21 protein-coding genes and 1 riboswitch are annotated in these 20,796 nt (G+C 71.3%); of the genes, 11 read left to right on the forward strand and 10 right to left on the reverse strand.

Annotation, left to right across the window (positions count from 1 at the left end; genetic code table 11):
- Positions 1–57: 57 nt before the first annotated feature.
- Entirely contained in the window at positions 58–549 is a 492-nt protein-coding gene (locus ACFWN1_RS00790; RefSeq protein ID WP_031182757.1) for an inorganic diphosphatase, read from the forward strand.
- 117 nt (positions 550–666) lie between these two features.
- Positions 667–2,325, forward strand: a complete 1,659-nt coding sequence (locus ACFWN1_RS00795; RefSeq protein WP_384356702.1) for a threonine/serine exporter ThrE family protein — start codon at positions 667–669, stop codon at positions 2,323–2,325.
- 21 nt (positions 2,326–2,346) lie between these two features.
- Here the strand turns inward: ACFWN1_RS00795 and ACFWN1_RS00800 are convergent, their stop codons facing one another.
- Both ACFWN1_RS00800 and ACFWN1_RS00805 read right to left on the reverse strand, forming a co-directional pair.
- Positions 2,347–3,327 (reverse strand): DedA family protein, encoded by a 981-nt coding sequence (locus ACFWN1_RS00800; RefSeq protein WP_384356705.1) that lies wholly within the window; start codon positions 3,325–3,327, stop codon positions 2,347–2,349.
- 233 nt (positions 3,328–3,560) lie between these two features.
- On the reverse strand, positions 3,561–4,322 hold the full coding sequence (locus ACFWN1_RS00805) for a MerR family transcriptional regulator (protein WP_384356708.1): 762 nt from the start codon (positions 4,320–4,322) through the stop codon (positions 3,561–3,563).
- Positions 4,323–4,443: 121 nt separating this feature from the next.
- Here ACFWN1_RS00805 and ACFWN1_RS00810 point away from each other — a divergent pair, with 121 nt between their 5' ends.
- Positions 4,444–5,730: an ion channel protein gene (locus tag ACFWN1_RS00810; RefSeq protein WP_384356711.1), complete on the forward strand. Its 1,287-nt coding sequence runs from the start codon at positions 4,444–4,446 to the stop codon at positions 5,728–5,730.
- A 57-nt stretch (positions 5,731–5,787) separates the two neighbouring features.
- Positions 5,788–7,191: a glutamate decarboxylase gene (locus ACFWN1_RS00815; RefSeq protein WP_384356714.1), complete on the forward strand. Its 1,404-nt coding sequence runs from the start codon at positions 5,788–5,790 to the stop codon at positions 7,189–7,191.
- 4 nt (positions 7,192–7,195) lie between these two features.
- On the opposite strand, the gene ACFWN1_RS00820 is transcribed toward ACFWN1_RS00815, so the two are convergent.
- The 4 genes from ACFWN1_RS00820 to ACFWN1_RS00835 all read right to left on the reverse strand — a co-directional run bounded on the left by ACFWN1_RS00820 (position 7,196) and on the right by ACFWN1_RS00835 (position 10,624).
- Positions 7,196–7,747, reverse strand: a complete 552-nt coding sequence (locus tag ACFWN1_RS00820; protein WP_384356717.1) for a DinB family protein — start codon at positions 7,745–7,747, stop codon at positions 7,196–7,198.
- A 122-nt stretch (positions 7,748–7,869) separates the two neighbouring features.
- Positions 7,870–9,330, reverse strand: a complete 1,461-nt coding sequence (locus tag ACFWN1_RS00825; protein WP_384356720.1) for an aldehyde dehydrogenase family protein — start codon at positions 9,328–9,330, stop codon at positions 7,870–7,872.
- A gap of 114 nt (positions 9,331–9,444) precedes the next feature.
- Positions 9,445–10,269, reverse strand: coding sequence for a helix-turn-helix domain-containing protein (locus ACFWN1_RS00830; RefSeq protein WP_384356853.1), 825 nt, complete (start codon positions 10,267–10,269; stop codon positions 9,445–9,447).
- 79 nt (positions 10,270–10,348) lie between these two features.
- Positions 10,349–10,624 (reverse strand): hypothetical protein, encoded by a 276-nt coding sequence (locus tag ACFWN1_RS00835; RefSeq protein WP_384356856.1) that lies wholly within the window; start codon positions 10,622–10,624, stop codon positions 10,349–10,351.
- On the opposite strand from ACFWN1_RS00835, the gene ACFWN1_RS00840 reads away from it, so the two are divergent.
- Entirely contained in the window at positions 10,623–11,102 is a 480-nt protein-coding gene (locus ACFWN1_RS00840; protein ID WP_384356724.1) for an ATP-binding protein, read from the forward strand. The genes ACFWN1_RS00835 and ACFWN1_RS00840 overlap by 2 nt on opposite strands.
- Before the next feature lie 81 nt (positions 11,103–11,183).
- Here ACFWN1_RS00840 and ACFWN1_RS00845 read toward each other — a convergent pair whose 3' ends face one another.
- Positions 11,184–11,432, reverse strand: coding sequence for a DUF397 domain-containing protein (locus ACFWN1_RS00845; protein WP_037775640.1), 249 nt, complete (start codon positions 11,430–11,432; stop codon positions 11,184–11,186).
- Positions 11,433–11,894: 462 nt separating this feature from the next.
- On the opposite strand from ACFWN1_RS00845, the gene ACFWN1_RS00850 reads away from it, so the two are divergent.
- On the forward strand, positions 11,895–12,389 hold the full coding sequence (locus ACFWN1_RS00850) for a hypothetical protein (RefSeq protein WP_384356727.1): 495 nt from the start codon (positions 11,895–11,897) through the stop codon (positions 12,387–12,389).
- Positions 12,390–12,583: 194 nt separating this feature from the next.
- The gene (locus ACFWN1_RS00855; protein ID WP_384356730.1) at positions 12,584–13,114 is read left to right on the forward strand and encodes a DUF4232 domain-containing protein; all 531 of its coding nucleotides are present in this window, start codon (positions 12,584–12,586) and stop codon (positions 13,112–13,114) included.
- Positions 13,115–13,274: 160 nt separating this feature from the next.
- On the opposite strand, the gene ACFWN1_RS00860 is transcribed toward ACFWN1_RS00855, so the two are convergent.
- Positions 13,275–14,384, reverse strand: a complete 1,110-nt coding sequence (locus tag ACFWN1_RS00860) for a DUF2786 domain-containing protein (RefSeq protein ID WP_384356733.1) — start codon at positions 14,382–14,384, stop codon at positions 13,275–13,277.
- Positions 14,385–14,541: 157 nt separating this feature from the next.
- Between ACFWN1_RS00860 and ACFWN1_RS00865 the strand changes: the two genes are divergently transcribed.
- From ACFWN1_RS00865 to ACFWN1_RS00880, 4 genes are all read left to right on the forward strand, one after another.
- On the forward strand, positions 14,542–15,321 hold the full coding sequence (locus tag ACFWN1_RS00865; protein WP_384356736.1) for a Clp protease N-terminal domain-containing protein: 780 nt from the start codon (positions 14,542–14,544) through the stop codon (positions 15,319–15,321).
- A 105-nt stretch (positions 15,322–15,426) separates the two neighbouring features.
- Positions 15,427–17,094, forward strand: a complete 1,668-nt coding sequence (locus ACFWN1_RS00870) for a bifunctional 3'-5' exonuclease/DNA polymerase (RefSeq protein WP_384356739.1) — start codon at positions 15,427–15,429, stop codon at positions 17,092–17,094.
- 28 nt (positions 17,095–17,122) lie between these two features.
- Positions 17,123–17,186: riboswitch (guanidine-III (ykkC-III) riboswitch) on the forward strand.
- A 10-nt stretch (positions 17,187–17,196) separates the two neighbouring features.
- Positions 17,197–17,511 carry a DMT family transporter gene (locus tag ACFWN1_RS00875; protein ID WP_384356742.1) on the forward strand — a complete coding sequence of 105 codons (315 nt, stop codon included), beginning with the start codon at positions 17,197–17,199 and terminating at the stop codon, positions 17,509–17,511.
- A gap of 131 nt (positions 17,512–17,642) precedes the next feature.
- Positions 17,643–19,337 (forward strand): fibronectin type III domain-containing protein, encoded by a 1,695-nt coding sequence (locus tag ACFWN1_RS00880; protein ID WP_384356745.1) that lies wholly within the window; start codon positions 17,643–17,645, stop codon positions 19,335–19,337.
- Between the two features lie 595 nt (positions 19,338–19,932).
- On the opposite strand, the gene ACFWN1_RS00885 is transcribed toward ACFWN1_RS00880, so the two are convergent.
- On the reverse strand, positions 19,933–20,385 hold the full coding sequence (locus ACFWN1_RS00885; protein WP_384356748.1) for a hypothetical protein: 453 nt from the start codon (positions 20,383–20,385) through the stop codon (positions 19,933–19,935).
- Positions 20,382–20,795, reverse strand: coding sequence for a hypothetical protein (locus tag ACFWN1_RS00890; protein ID WP_384356751.1), 414 nt, complete (start codon positions 20,793–20,795; stop codon positions 20,382–20,384). The genes ACFWN1_RS00885 and ACFWN1_RS00890 overlap by 4 nt, the downstream gene beginning before the upstream one ends.
- Position 20,796: the final 1 nt, after the last annotated feature.

Genomic DNA, 20,796 nt, shown 5'->3' on the forward strand with positions numbered 1-20,796 from the left:
CCTGCGTGAGGGACACTTAACCACCAGAACTATGCGTTGATCATGGAGGAGTCACCGGTGGAGTTCGACGTCACGATCGAGATCCCTAAGGGTTCGCGGAACAAGTACGAGGTGGACCACGAGACCGGTCGGATCCGCCTGGACCGTCGCCTCTTCACCTCGACCGCCTACCCGACCGACTACGGATTCGTCGAGAACACGCTCGGCGAGGACGGCGACCCGCTGGACGCCCTCGTCATCCTGGACGAGCCGACGTTCCCGGGCTGCCTGATCAAGTGCCGCGCGATCGGCATGTTCCGGATGACGGACGAGGCGGGCGGCGACGACAAGCTGCTGTGCGTACCGGCCACCGACCCCCGGGTGGAGCACCTGCGCGACATCCACCACGTGTCGGAGTTCGACCGCCTGGAGATCCAGCACTTCTTCGAGGTCTACAAGGACCTGGAGCCGGGCAAGTCGGTCGAGGGCGCCAACTGGGTCGGCCGCCAGGAGGCGGAGGCGGAGATCGAGCGCTCCTACAAGCGCCTGGAGGAGCAGGGAGGTCACTGACCTGCCCTTCCTCGGCGAGCGGGCCGTGTCACCCCGGTGGGGGTGGTGCGGCCCGCTCGTGCTTTCACGCGCATACTGAGGCGTAATCGGAAGGTGTCGTTCAGGGAGCGGTGCGAGGTGTCGGAGGCGGAGGACCGCAAGCCCCGGTCGGACGAGGCGCGGGCCACGTACGACCCGGAGATCACGTCCGAGTTCGCCGTTCCGGAGGGGCTCGCGGTCGCCAGGACGGGCGGCGAGTCGGAGACGACATCCGAGTTCTCCAGGCCCAGGGGGCTGGAGGGCGCGCAGGCGGAGGCCGAGCCGGAGGGCTCGGCGTTCGACCGGCCGCGCACGTACGGCGTCAAGGACGCGCCGTCCGCGTTCACCCCCGCGTCCGGCGCACCGATGATCGCACTGGTCACGGACGCGCCCTGGCAGGACCGGATGCGCACGATGCTGCGCATGCCGGTGGCCGAGCGTCCGGCGCCGGAACCGGTGGCGCGGGCCGAGGACGAGGGCCCGGCGGTCCCGCGCGTGCTCGACCTGACCCTGCGTATCGGGGAGTTGCTCCTCGCGGGCGGTGAGGGCGCCGAGGACGTGGAGGCCGCGATGTTCGCGGTGTGCCGGTCCTACGGGCTGGACCGCTGCGAGCCGACGGTGACCTTCACGCTGCTGTCGATCACCTATCAGCCCTCGCTGGTGGAGGACCCGGTGACGGCGTCCCGGACGGTCCGCAGGCGCGGCACCGACTACACCCGGCTGGCCGCGGTCTTCCGGCTGGTGGACGACCTCACGGACGCCGAGGCGCAGGTCTCCCTGGAGGAGGCGTACGGCCGGCTGGCGGAGATGCGCCGTAACCGGCACCCGTACCCCGGCTGGGCGCTGACCCTGGCGAGCGGGCTGCTGGCGGGTGCGGCCTCGGTGCTGGTCGGCGGTGACGTGATCGTGTTCGTCGCGGCGGCGCTGGGCGCGATGCTGGGCGACCGGCTGGCGTGGCTGTGCGCAGGGCGCGGGCTGCCGGAGTTCTACCAGTTCACGGTGGCCGCGATGCCGCCCGCCGCGATCGGGGTGGCGTTCTCGCTGGCGCACGTCGATGTGAAGGCGTCCGCGGTGATCACCGGTGGGCTGTTCGCGCTGCTGCCCGGAAGAGCGCTGGTGGCGAGCGTGCAGGACGGTCTGACGGGCTTCTACATCACCGCCGCCGCGCGCCTTCTGGAGGTCATGTACTTCTTCGTCGGCATCGTCGTCGGCGTGCTGACGGTCCTGTACTTCGGGGTGCAGATCGGCGGCGGGCTGAACCCGGACACGGTGCCGAGCATCTCGTCCCGGCCGGTGGTCCAGATCGTGGCGTCGATGGTGCTGTCGCTGACCTTCGCTGTGCTGCTCCAGCAGGAGCGCTCCACCGTGCTGTGGGTGACGCTCAACGGCGGTGTCGCCTGGTCGGTGTACGGCGCGCTGCACCACACCGCGGGGATCTCGCCGGTGGCGTCCACGGCGGTGGCGGCCGGCCTGGTGGGTCTGTTCGGGCAGCTGCTGTCGCGGTACCGGTTCGCGTCCGCGCTGCCCTTCACCACGGCCGCGATCGGCCCGCTGCTGCCCGGTTCGGCCACGTACTTCGGTCTGCTGTCCATCGCGCAGAGCGAGGTGGACAAGGGGCTGGTGTCGCTGGCCAAGGCCGTGTCGCTGGCCATGGCCATCGCCATCGGGGTGAACCTGGGTGCCGAGATCTCCCGGCTCACCCTGCGGATCGGCTCCGCGGGCAAGCGCCGGGCGGCCAAGCGGACCAGGGGCTTCTAGGGGATTTCGAGGGGCCGGCCGCTACTGGGAGCGGTTGCCGCCCTGGTCGTACCCGTAGGGGCCGGGGTAGGGCTGCTGGGGCTGGTGCGGCTGCTGGGGGCGGCCGTAGCCGTCGTACCGCGGCTGCTGCTGGGGCTGTCCGCCGTGGTACGGGTCCTGCTGCTGCCCGTAGCCGCCCTGGCCCTGATCGGGCTGACCCTGGCCGCCGTAGCCCTGCTGCCACTGCTGCTGGGGGGCCGCCTGCTGCTCGTACGGGCGGCCGTACGGGTCCCCGTAGGGCTGGTCGGGCTCGATGCGGCGGAGCCGGGTCGTGGAGTCGTCCAGGACCGGCGCCCGCGGCTGCTCGTGTCCGGGCTGCTCGGGGGCCTGCCGCCCCGCGCGCTTGTTCTTGCCCCGGGCGCGCAGGAACTCGATGGCGATCGGGACCACCGAGATGAGGACGATGAGGATGAGCATCGCCTCGATGTTGTCCTTGACGATGCCGATGTTGCCGAGCCAGGAGCCGAGGAGCGTCACCCCGGCGCCCCACAGCACGCCGCCGATGACGTTGAAGGTCAGGAACGAGCGGTACCGCATCCCGCTGACGCCCGCGATGATCGGCGTGAAGGTGCGCACGATGGGCACGAAGCGGGCCAGCACCAGGGACTTGGGGCCGTACTTCTCGAAGAACTCGTGCGCCTTGGTGACGTTCTCCTGTTTGAACACGCGCGAGTCGGGCCGGTTGAACAGGGACGGGCCGACCTTCTTGCCGAACATGTAGCCCGCCTGGTCGCCCAGGATCGCGGCGGCGCAGATCAGCGCGACGGCGCCCCACAGCGGGAAGTCCAGCCGGCCGGAGTTGATCAGCAGACCGGCGGTGAACAGCAGCGAGTCACCCGGCAGGAAGAAGCCGATGAGCAGGCCGGACTCGGCGAAGACGATGAGCAGCAGACCCCAGATGCTGTACGTCTGCAGCAGGTGGTCGGGGTCGAGCCAGCTCGGGCCGAGGGCGAGTGTCGTCACGGGTCCGGGCTCCTGAGGGGGGGGGAGAAGGGCGGCTGCGGCGGCTGCGGCGGCTGCGAGGTCAGCGATGTCTGTCGGTGGCCGCACAAAGCTATCAACGCGTCATGACCGGCCCAGGTTCCACCGGCGGTCCCAGCATGCACTGTCGGGCGACCGGGGCACAGCCGGGCACCGGGGTGCGCCCCCGCGGAACGGCGGTGGTCCTGGCCCGGGAGTGAGCCAGGACCACCGGCTCACTCCCCGTGCCGGCCGGCGTTGGCGGCAATGGCCGCGTTCAGATGGGCGGCGACACCGGGGCCGAGAGCGTCGTAATGGGCGGTGAAGCGGGCGTCCGCGACATACAGCTCACCCAGACAGCGGTGCATCGGGTACGGGCACGCGTAGAACCAGCGGCCGATGTGGCGGCGGTGTTCCTCGGCGAGGTCCATCGCCGCCGCGTCGGCCGGCCGGACGCCGTCGGCCACCAGGGCCGCGTACCGGGTGTTCCAGTCGTCGGACTCGGCGCGCATCCGCTGCCAGTCCTCCTTGGTGTGGCGGGCGGTGCGCCGCTGCGACTCGGCGTAGGACTCGGTGCCGCCCCAGCGCCGCTCCGTCTCCTCGGCGTACTGCCCGGGGTCCTGGTCCCCGAAGACCTCGAAGCGTTCCTCGGGGGTGAGGTCGATGCCCATCCTGCGTGCCTCCATGGCGTGTTCGACGGCCTCGGCCAGCTGCCGCAGCCTCTCGATCCGGGCGGTCAGCAGCTCGTGCCGCCGGCGCAGGTGGGCGCGGGGGTCCGCGGCCGGGTCGTCCAGCAGGACGGCCACCTCGTCCAGGGGAAAGCCCAGTTCCCGGTAGAAGAGGACCCGCTGGAGCCGGTCGAGGTCGGCGTCGGTGTAGCGCCGGTGTCCCGCGTGCGTGCGCTCGCCGGGCACCAGCAGTCCGATCTCGTCCCAGTGGTGCAGTGCGCGCACCGTGATCCCGGCGAACCCCGCGACCTGCCCCACCGACCAGCCCACTTCCCGCTCCCTGTCGTCGCCGTCACCGCCCGGACACCACGCTGACGCCTCACGCCGCGTGAGGTGCAAGCCGGATGCCGTTCGGGATGTTGTGTCTTTTCTGTCCGCTTATGGTGAGCGCGTGGCCCAGGACACCGCGCGGCAGCCGCCTCCGACCGCTCCCACGGCCCCGGCACGTGCGCTGCTGCCGCTGATCCTGCCCTCCGTGACGGTGGGGATCGCCGCCAGCCTCGTCTTCGTCGGGGTGAGCACGGCGGCCGAGAAACTCCAGCACGTGCTGTGGGGGCCGCTGCCGGACGCGCTGGGGGTGGGCCGGTACTCGGTGCTGTGGATGTTCGTGATGCTGTTCGCCACCGGTGTAGCGGTCGGCCTGGTGGTGTGGAAGGTCCCCGGGCACGCCGGACCCGATCCGGCCACCCTCGGCCTGGACGCGCCGGTGCTGCCGCCGGTGGTGCTGCCGGGGCTGTTGCTCGCGGTGGGGCTGATGCTGGCGGGCGGGCCCAGCCTCGGCCCGGAGAACCCGGTCATCGCGGTCAACGTCGGCCTCGCCATGTGGCTCGGGCGGAAGCTGGTGCCCAGGGCGCCGGACTCGCTGTGGCCGGTGCTGGCGGAGGCGGCCACCATCGGGGCGCTGTTCGGCACTCCGGTCGCGGCGGCGCTGGTGATCTCCGAGGCGCTGGCCGGGCGCCCGCTGCGCGGACGGCTCTGGGACAACCTCTTCGCGCCGCTGACCGCCGCCGCGTGCGGCGCCGTCACCACCACGCTGGTCGCGCGCCCCACCTTCGACCTGGGGCTGCCGCCCTTCGGCCATCCCCGCTGGGGCGACGTGGTGGCGGCGCTGGTGATCGCCCCGGCGGCCGCGCTGCTCGGCATGGGCGCGGTCCACGTCTTCCCCCACGTCCACACGGCCTTCCACCGGCTGCGGCATCCGATGCTGATGCTGCCGGCGGGCGGGCTGGTGCTGGGCGCCCTGGCGGCCGCGGGCGGCCATCTCACGCTGTTCAAGGGGCTCACCGAGGTCGGAGAGCTGGCGCGGGACCCGGACGGCTGGTCGGCGGGCCAGTTCGCGGTGCTGGCGGTGGTGAAGCTGGCCGCGCTGGTGGTGGCGGCCTCCTGCGGGTTCCGGGGCGGCCGGATCTTCCCGTCCGTGTTCATCGGGGCCGCGCTGGGCCTGTGCGCGCACGCCCTGGTCCCGGCCGTGCAGCCCGCGGTCGGGGTGGCCACCGGGGTGCTGGGGATGCTGCTGGCGATCACCCGGCAGGGCTGGGTGAGCCTCTTCACGGCCGCCGCGCTGGTCGCCTCGCCCGGAGTGCTCGCCCTGCTGTGCGTCGCCTCGCTGCCCGCCTGGCTGCTGGTGACCGGGCGCCCGCAGATGCAGCTGCGCGCGGACGGGACCCCGATCCGCTGAACCCTCCCTGATATGTCCCTGAACCCTCCCTGATTCCCCCTGATGGAGGCATGGTCCATGGCACTGCACCGAGGTCCCAGGAAGCACGAGGAACGTCACCTCTCCGTCAACCCGTTCTTCGGGGACGCCGACCCCGTCGGCGGGATGACCGAGGCCCCGCCCACCCACCGGATGCCGGACTCCTCACTGTCCCCGGCGACGGCGTACCAGGTGGTGCACGACGAACTCATGCTGGACGGCAACGCCCGGCTGAACCTGGCCACCTTCGTCACCACCTGGATGGAGCCGCAGGCCGGGGTGCTGATGGCGGAGTGCCTGGACAAGAACATGATCGACAAGGACGAGTACCCGCGCACCGCCGAGCTGGAGCGGCGCTGCGTGGCGATCCTCGCCGACCTGTGGAACGCCCCCGACCCCTCGGCCGTGATCGGCTGCTCCACCACCGGCTCCAGCGAGGCGTGCATGCTCGCCGGCATGGCGCTCAAACGCCGCTGGACCAAGAACAACGCCGACCGGTACCCGGGAGCCCGCCCGAACCTGGTGATGGGCGTCAACGTCCAGGTCTGCTGGGAGAAGTTCTGCGACTTCTGGGAGGTGGAGCCCCGGTTCGTCACCATGGAGGGCGACCGCTTCCACCTCGACCCGCACGCGGCGGCCGGGATGTGCGACGAGAACACCATCGGCGTCGTAGGCGTCCTGGGCTCCACCTTCGACGGCTCCTACGAGCCCGTCGCCGAGCTGTGCGCCGCACTGGACGCCCTGAAGGAGCGCACCGGCCTCGACATCCCCGTGCACGTGGACGGCGCCTCGGGCGCGATGGTCGCCCCCTTCCTGGACGAGGACCTCGTCTGGGACTTCCGCCTCCCGCGCGTGGCCTCGATCAACACCTCGGGCCACAAGTACGGCCTGGTCTACCCGGGCGTCGGCTGGGCCCTGTGGCGGGACACGGAGGCACTCCCCGAGGAGCTGGTGTTCCGCGTCAACTACCTGGGCGGCGACATGCCCACCTTCGCGCTGAACTTCTCCCGCCCCGGCGCCCAGGTCGCGGCCCAGTACTACACGTTCCTGCGCCTGGGCCGCGACGGCTACCGCGCGGTGCAGGGCTCCACCCGGGACGTGGCGACCTACCTGGCCGAAAAGGTCGAGGCGCTCGGCGACTTCCGCCTGCTGACCCGGGGTGACCAGCTGCCGGTGTTCGCCTTCACCACCGCCGACCACGTCACCGCGTACGACGTGTTCGACGTCTCCCGGCGGCTGCGGGAGTACGGCTGGCTGGTTCCCGCGTACACCTTTCCGCCGGACCGGGAGGACCTCTCCGTGCTCCGGGTGGTGTGCCGCAACGGCTTCTCCCACGACCTGGCCGACCTCTTCCTCGCCGATCTCACCCGCGCCGTCACCGGCCTGCGCCGCCAGGAGGCGCCGACCGGTGACAAGGAGGCGGCCACGGGCTTCCACCACTGAACGTTTAGGAGGCGGCGGACCCCTGTCCCTCCAGTGCGAGCAGCTCGAAGGCCGTCCTGCCGTCCAGGGACTCCCGGATGATGTCGGCGTGGCCGGCGTGCCGGGCCGTCTCGCGGATCAGATGCAGACAGAGCCAGCGCAGCGAGACCGCGCCGTCCGGCGGGAACCAGGGCTGCTGAGGCAGCGGGAAGGTGTCGTCCAGGCTGGGCGCGGAACGGATCAGCTTCTCCGTCGCGGTGGCCACCTGCTCCCAGTACGCCAGAGTTCCGGCCACCGTCTCGTCCTCGGTGAGCAGGAAGGACTCGTGCCAGTTCGACTCGTCCCGCGGTACCGCCGCGGGCTCCTGAAGGGCGCGGGCGACCCAGCCCTGCTCCACCTCGACGACATGCTTCAGCAGGCCGCCCAGGGACAGTTCGCTCGCGCTGGGCCGGGTGCGCGCCTGCTCCTCGGTCACGCCCAGCAGAGCCCTGCGGATGCCGCCGCGCTGCTCGTCCAGGAACGCCAGCAGTGCCCCGCGCTCGTCGCCCGGCGCCTCGGCTCGCACATGAGCAACCATGATCGTCCGCCTCTCCTAGGTCCAGCCGGAGCCGTCCGGCCCCGACACCGACGAAGCTACGGGCCATCGAGGTCAGATCCTGTCCTCGATGGCCCGTGACGGCGGAAGTTTCTCGCGGTCGCTCAGAACGGGAAGCCGCTGCGCCCGTGCTGCACCGAGATCCACTTGGTGGTGGTGAACGCCTCGACGGTCGTCTCGCCGTTCAGCCGGCCGAGCCCCGAGTGCTTCTCCCCCCCGAACGGCACGATCGGCTCGTCGTGCACGGTGCCGTCGTTCACATGGAACATCCCGGTGTCGATCCGCCGCGCGAACGCCACCCCGCGCTCGATGTCACCGGTGTGGACGGCGCCGCTGAGCCCGTAGGGGGTGTCGTTGACGATGCGCCGGGCCTCCTCCTCCCCGTCGAACGGGACGAGGAAGACGACCGGCCCGAAGACCTCCTGGCGCAGCAGGTCCGAGTGCTCCGGCACATCGGTGAGCACGGTGGGCGCGACCAGGTTGCCCTCGACCGAGCCACGCACCAGCGCCGTGGCCCCTTCGGCGAGCGCCTGCTCGACCACCGAGGAAAGGGCGCTCGCCTGCGTGGAGTTGATGACCGGCCCGATGACGGTACGCGGATCGCGCGGGTCGCCCACCGGCAGCGAGCGCACCTTGGCGACGAACTTCTCGCTGAACTCGTCCGCCACCGACCGGTCCACCAGCACCCGGTTGGCGGCCATGCAGACCTGCCCCTGGTGCACGAACCGGCTGAAGACGGCCGCGTCCACCGCGTAGTCGAGGTCCGCGTCGTCCAGCACCACCAGGGCGCTGTTGCCGCCGAGTTCGAGCACCACCCGCTTGAAGTGGGCCGCGCACACGGTGGCGACATGGCGGCCGGTGGCGTCGGAGCCGGTGAAGGAGATGACCCGGGGCACCGGGTGCTCGATGAAGGCGTCCCCGATCTCCGCGATGTCGGTCACGATCACGTTGAGCAGTCCGCCCGGCAGGCCGGCGTCCTCGAAGAGCTTGCCGATGAGGGTGCCGCCCGCGATCGGGGTGCTCTGGTGCGGCTTGAGGACCACGCCGTTGCCGAGCGCGAGCGCCGGGGCGACCGACTTCAGCGACAGCAGGAAGGGGAAGTTGAAGGGGCTGATCACGCCCACCACGCCGACCGGGAGACGGTAGAGGCGGTTCTCCTTGCCCTCCACCGGCGACGGCAGGATGCGGCCCTCGGGGCTCAGCGCCAGCTGGACCGACTCGCGCAGGAACTCCTTGGCGAGGTGGATCTCGAAGCCCGCCTTCACCCGGGTGCCGCCCAGCTCCGTGACGATCAGCTCCGCGATCTCCTCCTCGCGCTCCTCCAGCAGGGCGAGGGCCCGCTCGAAGACCGCGCGACGCGCGTAGGGGCTGGTGCGCGCCCATTCCCGCTGGGCCCGCTCGGCGGCCCGGTACGCCTGGTCGACCTCGTCGACCGAGGCCACGGTGATCGAGGCCAGCTTCTCGTCGTCGTAGGGGTCGAAGTCGATGACGTCCCAGGAGCCGGTGCCCTGCCGCCATTCGCCGTCGATGTACTGCTGGGCGAGGTCGCTGAAAAAGGCCACCATGTGATCCCTCAATCATGAGCGTACGGCTGAGTCACGCCAGGTGCTGATCACGGGCCATCGTACTGGTGCGCTACGGAGAGCGAGGAGCGCGCATCCCCTCAACTCCTCGTCGGTTCAGACCTGTTCGGCGAGCCTTCGGATGAGGTCCCGGCTCTCCTCCGGGCCGGGGCTGTCCTGCTGCAACTCCTTGAACGCGTGCTCGTACTGGGCGACGTCCTCGCGCTTGTCCAGGTAGAGCGCGCTGGTGAGCTGCTCCAGGTAGACCACGTCGGAGAGGTCGGACTCGGGGAAGCTGAGCAGGGTGAAGGCACCGCTCTCCCCGGAGTGCCCGCCGAAGCCGAAGGGCATGACCTGAAGGCGTACGTCGGGCCGCTCGGAGACCTCGATCAGGTGCCGCAGCTGCCCCCGCATGACCTCGCGGTCGCCGTACGGGCGGTGCAGGGCGGCCTCGTCGAGCACGATGTGGAACTCGGGCGCGTGGTCGTCGAGCAGATGCTTCTGCCGCTCCAGGCGCAGCGCGACCCGGCGCTCCAGGCATTCCGCGCTCGCGCCGCGCATGCCGCGCCGGACGACCGCGCGGGCGTAGTCCTCGGTCTGGAGCAGGCCGTGCACGAACTGCACCTCGTAGACCCGGATGAGGTGCGCGGCGCCCTCCAGGCCCACATAGGTGGGGAACCAGCTCGGCAGCACGTCGGAGTAACTGTGCCACCAGCCCGCCACGTTGGCCTCCCGTGCGAGGGAGAGCAGCGACTCGCGCTCCGCCTCGTCGTCGATGCCGTAGAGCGTCAACAGGTCTTCGACGTCCCTGGTCTTGAAGCTCACCCGGCCCAGCTCCATCCGGCTGATCTTCGATTCGGAGGCGCGGATCGAGTAACCCGCCGCCTCTCGTGTGATCCCCCGAGCTTCTCGCAGCCGCCTGAGTTGCGAGCCGAGCAGCATCCGCCGCACCACCGATCCGGGCTCTCCCGCGCTCACGTTCGTCGCCTCCCCAACCGTCCTCAAGTTCCTGAGTCTGCCACTAAAACACTTCAAGCAGTACTCGTACGGTTACGGAAACGGAAAGAGCTGAACCGTTTCTGCCCTCCATAGGTCGATACCACTGACGCCTGAGGAAATTCGGATGGCGGAAAAAATGGCCAAGAAGCGGTACGCGCAGGGTGATTTCGGCCGCGTGCACGTGCATCTGCCCTTGCATCTGCTGTGCGCATCCGAAACCATGGACCAGCGCCACCGCTGCCTCGCCACGACCGCGATTCCCGGGAGTGCCTCGCATGGGGATGAATGGATCGACCATGCTCAAGCCATTACGGCAGGGCCTTCCGCCGCTGGACCCCGAAGCCGCGTCCGAAGCCGCCTCCTGCGCGCTGCCCGCACGCTACGACGCGGTCCGTGAGGCCCGGCGCTTCACCCGGTCCACCCTCGGCCACTGGGACGTCGGCGACCGCTTCGACGACATCGCCCTGGTCGTCTCCGAACTCGTCACCAACGCCCTGCGGCACGCGCTGCCAGCCGAACTCCCGTCCGGCGCAGGGCAGTCGGCACCCGTCCGGCTGCATCTGCTGCGCTGGACCGGGCGGTTGGTGTGTTCGGTGCGCGACCCGAGCGACGAGAGCCCCGTGCCACGCGAGACCGAGGACGACTTCTCCGCCGAGTCGGGGCGGGGGCTGCTGCTGGTGGAGTCCCTCGCGGACGGCTGGGGCTGGCACCCGGTCACGGGCGGGGCCGGCGGCAAGCTGGTCTGGGCGCTGTTCCGGCTGGGGAGCACCAAGTGAGCGACGCTGGCCGTCCCGCTGGTCCACGTCAGTGACATCGTTGTCGGGCGTGGCTGCCGCCGACGCCGGCCGGTAGCGGGGTCAGCCGGCGATGAGGTGGTCGAACTCGCCGTCCTTGATGCCGAGGAGCATCGCCTCGATCTCCGCGCGGGTGTAGACCAGCGCGGGCCCGTCCGGGAAGCGGGAGTTGCGCACCGCCACCTCGCCGCCGGGCAGCCGCGCGAACTCCACGCAGGACCCCTGGGAGTTGCTGTGACGGCTCTTCTGCCATGCCACGCCGTCCAACTGCGTGGCAGTCATGCCGTTGTACACGTCGTACCCCCCGTACATGCCGTCAACGTGGCGGTCCACAGGTCGCTCCCCGCTGTGCACTGTCCGATGTGGCCATGGATGATCTGGTCGATGTCGCACTGATCGACATCACACGGTCGATCGACCCGGATCATAACCTTGTTCATGTGCAGGTGAATGAGCAGATGCACGTGCACGGCGGGTGTTCCCGCGGTTACAGCTTTGACGTCCGCTTTACCCGAGCCTCGGGGCTGGTGGTGCTGACGCGTCTGCCCCGAAGCGGCTTCCGGCATGCGCGGACGGGCCCCGGGCCAGCGCTTCCGCGCCAGGTCGTCCGGATCGGAACGTCCCTCCCGGGGCGGAGACGCGCGCCGGGCCCGTCCTGTTCCCCCGTGTCCCGGAATGTACCGGGACACGGCTGGTAACTTGCTGCCGACCTCCGGCTCAGGGGGGCCTCGCGCACGGCCGGCGAGGCGACCGGCTACTGGTTGGGAGCTTGACGTGACGACGGCTACGGCGAAGGTGCGGGCCGCTGCGGCGGCCGGGCTGGTGGGCGCGCTCGCGCTGACCGCGACGGCGTGCGGCGGGGACGGCACACCGGACGAGTCCCCCTCCCCCACCACGAGCAGTGCGGCCCCGGCCCCCTCCGGCTCGAACGGCTCCGACGGCGCCGGTGCCTCCGACGGGCTCCAGGGCAGCTGGATCACCACCGGCGGCGGGAAGATCGTCGCCCTGGTGATCACCGGGAAGCAGGCCGGGCTCTTCGTGACCGGCGGCACGGTGTGCAGCGGCACGGCGGGCGAACGGGCGGGCAGGGGCACGATCAGGCTGACCTGCCAGGGCGGCGACGACAGCCGGTCCGAGGGCACGGTCGACTCGGTCAACGGCACGGCGCTCAAGGTGACCTGGAAGGGGGACGCGGGGTCGGAGTCGTACACCAGGGCCGACGGCGGCAAGCTGCCGACGGGGCTGCCGACCAGCCTTCAGCCGTCGTAGGTCCGCCGTGGGTTCGTCGTAGGTCCGCCGTGGGTTCGTCGTAGGTCCGCCGTAGGTCCGTCTCAGGTCCGTCGTCCGCAGGTGTTTCCCCGGTTTCTCCGCCTGAAGTGGTGAATCGGCGGGGGTGCCTGCTCGGCCCCCGCGCCGAGGCGCCATGATGCGGGGAGACGTCACGACCTCGATGGGACCAGTACATGCGCCGTGTCATTCCGCTCACCCTCACCGCTCTTGCCGCCGCCCTCGCCCTGACCGCCTGCGACGACGGCGGCAGCGGCGGCGGCACGGACGGCGCCAGGAGCAGCACCGGCTCGGGCTGCGCGGCCGGCGCGGTCTCCCTGGAGGTCGGCTCGGCGAGCGTCGCGCCCGCCGCCGGGGACAGCGGCGAGGTACCGGTCAGCATCACCAACCAGAGCGCCCCCTGCGTCCTGGACCACTTCCCCGGCGTCACCCTGCGCGACGGCGACCGTTCGGTGAAGCTGGCGGTGAGCGAGGGCGCGCAGGCCCAGACGCTGAAGCTGGCCAAGGGCGCCTCGGCGACCTTCACCGTCTCCTACGTGCGCGGCGCGGACGGCGACGCCAAGGCGCTGAAGGCGAGCAGCATGGAGGTCACCCTGCCGGGCGGCGGCGAGGCGAAGACCTTCCCGTGGAAGTTCGGCCCGGTCGCGGGCAAGGGGGCGGACGGCGTGGACGGCTCGGTGAGCGCGTTCCAGCAGGTGGGCGACTAGGGCTCCGCCCGGGGGCGGGGACTCGGCCCGGGAGCGAGGGCTCAGCCGGAGGCCAGGGGCTCGGCCGGAGGCCAGGGGCTCGGCCGGAGGCCAGGGGCTCGGTGGGCCGGCGCGTCGGTGAACGGGTGGGCGGGTCGGGCGGGTAGGCGGCCGCCGTGCCTCAGGGCAGCCGTCGGCGTGACCTGACCTGGGCCTCGTCGGCCGCTCTCGCTCCCTCCGTCCAGCCGGCCTCGTCGTTGATGCCGCGCAGCCGGGTGGTGGTCGTGCGCGGGAACATGCTTTCCACGCGGTCGGTCACCGCCGTCTCACGGGTGACCAGCACCGGCAGCAGGTCCTGGCTGACCTGGCTCTCGGCGGCGGCCGCGAGCCGGTCCCCGACGCGGTGGGCGTAGGCGGCCAGGAACGACTGCCGGAAGGCCTTGGTCCGCTTGCGGCCCCCGGCCCGCTGCGCCGCCTCGGCCTTGGCCATCGCGTGCGTGGCCTGCACCAGCAGCGAGGTGTACAGCAGCTCGACCGCCTCCAGGTCCGCCTCGAAGCCGACGACCGTGGAGAAGGCGTACGGCTCGTTCCACACCGCGCGGCAGTGGTTGGCGCGGGCGACCGCGTCCAGCAGGACGGCCTTGGCCTGCTCATAGGGCGGCTCGACACCTGTCCGGCAGGCGCCGGGCGCGTCCGGCGCCGGGGCGGAGGCGGCGAGCAGCGCCTCGTCGACACTGTGCCGGGCCATCAGCTCCTGCGCCTTGGCGGTGAGCGCCTCGGCCTCCTCCGGATACCCGGTCCCCTCGGCCTTGGCGAGCAGGGCGCGGATACGGCCGAGCATGCGGGAGGTGCCTGGTCCGGTGGGCCGGCGTGGTTCTTCCAGCGGCTCCAGCGTGGGCAGGCGCAGCAGCAGCCGGTACAGCTCCAGAACGGTGGTGGCGTGCGAGAAACGGTCGCTGGCGCGGGCGTCCGGCAGGTCGGCGAGGGCGTCGAGCTGGGCGGTCCAACGGGGGCCGCGCGGCCGGTCCTTCGCCGCCTGGACGCGGATCAGCCCGGCGGCGAGGCCGAGATGGGTGTCTTCCAGCTCCCGGCGCACCAACCGCGCCACATCGGCGGGCTGCCATCCGCGTTGCCAGGCCGCCGCGACGAACTCCTCGCCGCGCCGGGTGAGTTCGGCATCGGCACCGGTGTCGGCGGCGAGCAGGGATGCGCCGGTGTCGAGTCCCGAGTCGGTGTCGTCGTAGAGAGCGGCCGCGAAGGCGCGTTCGACGGTGCTGGCGGTGCTGGTCACGTGGTCGATCGTGCCATGTTCCGCCGACAGGCCGCCAAAGTTGTCCACAGGGTGTGGACAATAATCCTTGTTGTGAATCCTTGGTATGGCACGGAGCGTCGAGGGTGACTGTCAACCATTGGTTGACAATGGCGGGGTGTCAACCTACGGTTGTCACATGGCGACCAACCCGAAAGTCACGGCTTCCGTACGCCTCGACGACCTCATCGAGGCCATCAAGACCGCCCACGCCGAGCCCCTCGAACAGCTTCAGGACGCGGTGATCGCCGCGGATCACCTGGGCGATGTGGCGGACCATCTGATCGGGCACTTCGTGGACCAGGCCCGCCGCTCGGGTGCCTCCTGGACCGACATCGGCAGGAGCATGGGGGTGACCCGGCAGGCGGCGCAGAAGCGGTTCGTCTCGAAGGAGTCGGCCGATCTCGACCCCGGCCAGGGCTTCAGCCGCTACACCCCCCGCGCCCGCAACGTCGTCATGGCCGCGCACAACGCGGCGGTGACCGCCCGCAACGCGGAGGGCAGGCCCGAGCACCTGGTCCTCGGCCTGCTGGCCGAGCCGGAAGGCCTCGCGGTGAAGGCGATGGAGGCACAGGGCGTAGCGGCCGACGCCGTACGCCGGGCCGCTACCGACGCCCTCCCTCCGGCCGCCGAAGTCACCCCGGAGCTGGTCCCCTATGGCCCCAAGGCCAAGAAGGCCCTGGAACTCACCTTCCGCGAGGCACTCCGGCTGGACCACAACTACATCGGCACCGAGCACATCCTGCTGGCCCTGCTGGAGCAGGAGAACGGCGCGGGCGTCCTCGCCGGCCTCGGCATCACCAAGGAGGGCACCGAGGAGTACGTGAACCGGGCGCTGGCGCTGCTCCTGGAGCAGAAGGGGGCGGCTACCACGGCCCGGCAGACGGCCAGCCATCCGGACGACGGGGAGGACAGCTGAGCCGCGCGGCCGAGCGTAGGCCAAGCCGATAACCCTTCCGATGGGCCGGCACGCCGAAAGCACAGGTCAGACCCATTGTCAGACCCCCCTGCCACACTCAAACGCATGACCGACCGGTGGGCGCTCGCACCGGCCGAGGACGGTGGCGTGGATGTCGCCCCCCTCGGCCCGGACGGGCTGCCCGCTGGTCCGGTCCGGCGCGAGAGCGATCTCGCCCAGGCGGTGCGGAGCCGCCCGGAGACCGGACGCTGGGTGTGGCGGTCGACCTCCGAGGTCTACCCGCGCCTGCTCGCCACGGGGGTGCGAGTGGAGCGGTGCTATGACATCGAGGACGCCGAGACCCTGCTCCTGGGCCATGAGGGGCGGTACGGCGAACCACGCTCGGCCGCCGCCGCCCTGGCCCGCCTCCGAGGCGGCGCCGTACCGCCCGACCCGCCGCAGCGCGCGGCCGAACCGGGCGCCCAGTCCTCCCTGTTCGAGCCGTCCGGCACCCGGATGCCGCTGGCCGACCTCCTGGAGGTCTATGCCGAGCAGCAGCGAAGACACGAGCGGACCGCCCACCCCGACCGGATGCGTCTGCTGACCGGTGCGGAGTCGGCGGGGATGCTGGTGGCCGCCGAGATGAACCGCGCGGGCCTGCCCTGGCGCGCCGACGTGCACCGCGCCCTGCTCACCGACCTCCTGGGCGAGCGGTACGCGGGCGGCGGCGAACCGCGCCGTCTCAGTGAGCTGGCCGACGAGGTGTCCACGGCCTTCGGCCACCGGGTCCGCCCGGATCTCCCGGCCGACGTGATCAGGGCCTTCGCACGGGCCGGGATCAAGGTCGGCTCCACCCGGCGCTGGGAACTCCAGTCCCTCGACCACCCGGCCGTGGCCCCGCTGCTGGAGTACAAGCGGCTGTACCGGATCTGGGTGGCGCACGGCTGGTCCTGGCTGCGGGACTGGGTGCGCGAGGGCCGGTTCCGTCCCGAGTTCCTCGCGGGCGGCACGGTCACCGGGCGCTGGGTCACCAACGGCGGGGGCGCCCTGCAGATACCCAAGGTGATCCGGCGCGCGGTCGTGGCCGACGCCGGCTGGCGGCTGGTGGTGGCCGACGCAGCCCAGATGGAGCCCAGGGTGCTGGCGGCGATCTCCCGCGACGCCGGGCTGATGGAGGTCGCGGCCCGCGAGAGCGACCTCTACCAGTCCGTGTCCGAGCGCGCCTTCTCCGGCGACCGCGACCAGGCCAAGCTGGCCGTCCTCGGCGCGATCTACGGCCAGACCTCGGGCGACGGCCTGAAGAACCTGGCCGCGCTGCGCCGCCGCTACCCCAGGGCCGTGGCCTACGTGGACGAGGCCGCCCGCGCGGGCGAGGAGGGCCGCCTGGTCCGCACCTGGCTGGGCCGCACCTGCCCGCCGGTGGCCGGCGCGGACGCGGACACCGCGGAGGAGGCGGGCATCCCGGCCGGTGAGGAGGAGGGGTCCGGCGGAGGAACGCCGAGTGACCGGAGCAGGGGCCGCTTCGCCCGCAACTTCGTCGTCCAGGGCAGCGCCGCCGACTGGACGCTGCTGCTCCTGGCCGCCCTGCGCCGCGCGTGCGCGGACCTCGCCGCCGAGCTGGTCTTCTTCCAGCACGACGAGGTCATCGTGCACTGCCCCGCCGAGGAGGCCGAGCAGGTCGCGGCGGCCATCCGGGAAGCCTCCACCCTGGCGGCCCGGCTCACCTTCGGCGACACCCCGGTGCGCTTCCCGTTCAGCACGGCCGTGGTGGAGTGCTACGCGGACGCGAAGTGAGCGCGCGCCGCCCGTGCGACCATGGCTGACAGAGCTTCGATCGGCTCCTGGACGAGGTGCGCCGTACCCAGCACACGACAAGACGGCGCGTGGGAGTTCTCCATGGGATGGATCGCGCTCGTACTGTCCGGAATGCTGGAAGCGGTGTGGGCGACCGCCCTCGGCAAGTCGCAAGGCTTCAGCAGCCTTCTGCCGTCCGTGATCTTCGTACTCGGCCTGCTGCTCAGCATGTCGGGCCTCGCCTTCGCCCTCCGCACGGTCCCGGTCGGCACCGGGTACGCGGTCTGGGTCGGCATCGGCGCCGCCCTCACCGCGGCCTACGCCATGCTCTTCGACGGCGAACCGGCCGGCACCGCGAAGATCCTGCTGCTGCTCGGGCTCATCGCGTGCGTGGCGGGGCTGAAGCTGACGCACTGATCCGGTCACCCGCACGGGCGAACGGCAACCGGAATACAAGGCTCATGCAGGGCAACCCTGACCCCGCCTCAGCAGTCACACGAGCATCACCTGTCCGTGTTTCCGCAGGTCCGGAAAGGGCCCCTTTTCCTGTGACAACTCGTACCCGCGTGGCGGCGGCGGCCCTGACGGCCGCCCTCGCCACCGCCGGCGGTCTGCTGACCGCCACCCCGGCCTCCGCCGTCACCTGCGCGTCGCCGTCCTGGACCGCGCAGTACTACGCGAACACCTCCTTCAAGGGCACGCCCAAGCTGACCGCCTGTGACTCGGCGATCTCCGAGAACTACGGCTACGGCGACCCGGCCGGAGTCACGCTGCCGAAGGACAACTTCTCCGTCCGCTGGTCCGTCACCCGGGACTTCGGCTCCGGCGGCCCGTTCCGGCTCGCCGCGGCCACACAGGACGGCATACGCGTCTACATCGACGGCGCGCGGCGGATCGACCTGTGGCGGAACGTTTCCTCGACCGTTCGCAAGACCGTCGACCTGAGCATCCCCGCAGGCAGGCACACGCTCCGCGTGGACTACGTCGCGTGGACCGGCTACGCCTCCGCCGCCTTCACGTACACCCCGCGCACCGACGCCCAGGCGGACACGGTCAAGCCGCTGGCGCCGGCGGGGCCCACCGCCGCGTACGACCGCACGACGGCGAAGGCCACCCTGCGCTGGACGCCCAACAAGGAGATGGATCTCGCTGGTTACCGCGTCTACCGCCGGCTGAGCGACACCGCCTGGACGAAGGTCAGCGGCACGAAGCTGCTCACCTCCCCGTCCTTCGCCGACCTGCCGCCCGTGACCGGCCAGACCTTCTTCTACGAAGCCCGCGCCGTCGACAAGGCCGGCCATGAGTCCACCGGCAGCGCGGACGTGTCCGCCACCACGGCGGACCGCACCGCCCCGGCGACACCGGCCGGCCTCACGGCGACGGACGGGCAGGACGGCGTGGCGCTGGCCTGGCAGCCGGTCCCGGGTGCGGCCGAGTACACCGTCTTCCGCCGGCGGCAAGCCGAGCCGGGTTTCCCGGAGGCCCCGGTGACCCAGGTCGCCACGGTGCCCTCGCCCTCCTGGACCGACAAGGCCGCCGCCGAGCGGACGGCCTACACCTACTACGTCGCCGCCGTCGACGCGGCCGGCAACCCCTCGGCGACACGCGCGACGGCGTCCGCCGCCCGTGGCGATCACGCACCCGCACCGGCCACCGGCATGACGGCCGTGTTCAAGCCGCGTACCGGCATCGTGCTGCGGTGGACGCCGTCGACCAGCGACGACGTCGACCGCTACGACCTCTACCGCGACGGCCACCTCTACCGGGCCGGCGTGTGGGGAGCCACCTACACCGACGAGACGGTCGACCGCGGCCACACGTACACGTACACCGTGGTCGCCGTCGACAGGGCGGGCAACCGCTCCCCCGTCTCCGCCCCGGCCTCCGCCACCACCGACGGTGACGACATCGCCCCGGCACCCGTCACCGGCCTGAAGGCGACGCCCCGCGAGGACGGCGTCCTGCTGGAATGGAACCCGAACACGGAGTCCGACCTCGCCCGGTACGAGGTCCTCAGGGCCGTGAAGTACGACGACGGCGACGGCGGCCACGTCTGGATCGCCCGCAGCGTCCAACACCTCGGCCCCGACGCCACCTCGTTCCTCCACCCCAGCGCCCCGGACGGCGAGGACGTCCTGTACGCCGTGATCGCCTCCGACACCTGGGAAAACCAGCTCCGCTTCGACGACGAGACCGTCAACTGGGTAGAGGTGACCGAACTCGGCACCCCGACCGAGGACTGACCCCTTCGCCTGCGGCACCCCTGCGCATACGGGGGTACCGCGGGCCCAGGACCCGACATAGGCAACAGAAAACCCCAGGCCGCGGACCTGGGGTTCTTCATCGGAGCCGCTTTCGGGATTCGAACCCGAGACCTACGCGTTACGAGACCGAGAGCGTTCGTGCTCTCCGGTGCCGCGCCGTGCTGCCGAGTGATGTCCGGCCTGATCAGAGCATGCACGGCCGGTTGTCCTGTGCCGCCTCGTTCCATGTCGTCCAAAGGCGTCCGGCCACCGGGCGGCCACCGCGAGCGTCACTGTCGCGAGCGCTACCGCCTTCGCGTGCCCGCTACACGGGCTGTGGCAGCTCTACAAGCATCGAAGGATTCGCGCTCTGGCGCTCTGCCTACGAAACTAGCAGGGAGCGGCATCGACGCAGAACTCACCGGACATCGACCTGGTCGGTGACCCGGGTGCTGTTCAGATATCGGTTTCCGGTCTCGCTTCCCCGGCGCACGGTGCGCTGACGCAAGCTCCTCGCACGTCCATGAGGTGACCGACAACTCATACGGTCAAGCGGTGTGCCGAGCGTCGAGGCCCGCGCGGGACTCGCCCTCGCTCACCGGGACTCCGCCCCTTTGCCGAACGCGTGCCGCATCAGTTCCCCGTCCCTCTTCGGGACCGCGAGGTCGTACGTCCCGGCGCCGGTGACGAGTTCGTACCTCTCGAACTTCGGTGCGAGCCGCACCTTCCTGCTCGCCGGCCTCAGCCGGAACGGCGCTTGGAGGGTCGCACTCCGTCCGCCCTGCGTATCGCTCCAAGCCGGCGCCTCACGGACGGCGAGCCGGAGATACCCCCGCCTCAACCGCACCACCTGCTTGCCCTTGCCGACCGGGACCTCGACCGTCCCGCCGATGCTCTGCGTGAACCCGACGACCCGCAGCGGCTGCCCACTGTCGAAGTCGGCGATGTCCCGCGCGGGCGTGCGGCGCCGGATCCATGTCCAGCGCAGCAGCACGTCCAGCAGAGTCTCGGTGCCGGCGGAACGGCGTTCCGCGCGTGCGCCCGTCACTTTCCCGCCCCCGCCGCGAGTACCGCGTCGACGAATTCCCGCGGCGGCTGGTATGCATGGTCCGCCACATAATGCACGACCAGCGCCGGGGCAGCGTAGACATGGCCTTCGCCGCCCCTCACATGGACCTCGCCGCTGCCGATGAACACGTCTCGGAACCTGACGTTCTTCCGCGCTTCCTGGAAGGTCGGGCAGAAGTCGCAGAAGTGCATGCCCCGGTAGACGTTCACCGCGTCCTTGGCCAGCTCCAGGAGGGCTTCCACGAACCCCTCTGGCACGTCGCCCTGCGGAAAATCATGTCCTTCGGCGAGCCATCCCACGTTCAGCGGGGACGCACCCCCACCCGTCCAGCCCGGCTCGTCAGCGTGGTCCGAGTACTCGTACGTGCTGAGGTCTTTGTAGTACGCCATC

Source organism: Streptomyces sp. NPDC058459, assembly GCF_042721685.1.
Taxonomy (GTDB): Bacteria; Actinomycetota; Actinomycetes; order Streptomycetales; family Streptomycetaceae; genus Streptomyces.

What these genes read in the sequence shown, in the direction of transcription:
- ACFWN1_RS00815 (WP_384356714.1), top strand. Translation starts at nt 5,788, where the DNA reads ATGGCACTGCACCGAGGTCCCAGGAAGCACGAGGAACGTCACCTCTCC.
- ACFWN1_RS00820 (WP_384356717.1), bottom strand. Translation starts at nt 7,747, where the DNA reads ATGGTTGCTCATGTGCGAGCCGAGGCGCCGGGCGACGAGCGCGGGGCA.
- ACFWN1_RS00825 (WP_384356720.1), bottom strand. Translation starts at nt 9,330, where the DNA reads ATGGTGGCCTTTTTCAGCGACCTCGCCCAGCAGTACATCGACGGCGAA.
- ACFWN1_RS00830 (WP_384356853.1), bottom strand. Translation starts at nt 10,269, where the DNA reads ATGCTGCTCGGCTCGCAACTCAGGCGGCTGCGAGAAGCTCGGGGGATC.
- ACFWN1_RS00840 (WP_384356724.1), top strand. Translation starts at nt 10,623, where the DNA reads ATGCTCAAGCCATTACGGCAGGGCCTTCCGCCGCTGGACCCCGAAGCC.
- ACFWN1_RS00835 (WP_384356856.1), bottom strand. Translation starts at nt 10,624, where the DNA reads ATGGTCGATCCATTCATCCCCATGCGAGGCACTCCCGGGAATCGCGGT.
- ACFWN1_RS00845 (WP_037775640.1), bottom strand. Translation starts at nt 11,432, where the DNA reads ATGTACGGGGGGTACGACGTGTACAACGGCATGACTGCCACGCAGTTG.
- ACFWN1_RS00855 (WP_384356730.1), top strand. Translation starts at nt 12,584, where the DNA reads ATGCGCCGTGTCATTCCGCTCACCCTCACCGCTCTTGCCGCCGCCCTC.
- ACFWN1_RS00865 (WP_384356736.1), top strand. Translation starts at nt 14,542, where the DNA reads ATGGCGACCAACCCGAAAGTCACGGCTTCCGTACGCCTCGACGACCTC.
- ACFWN1_RS00870 (WP_384356739.1), top strand. Translation starts at nt 15,427, where the DNA reads ATGACCGACCGGTGGGCGCTCGCACCGGCCGAGGACGGTGGCGTGGAT.
- ACFWN1_RS00875 (WP_384356742.1), top strand. Translation starts at nt 17,197, where the DNA reads ATGGGATGGATCGCGCTCGTACTGTCCGGAATGCTGGAAGCGGTGTGG.
- ACFWN1_RS00890 (WP_384356751.1), bottom strand. Translation starts at nt 20,795, where the DNA reads ATGGCGTACTACAAAGACCTCAGCACGTACGAGTACTCGGACCACGCT.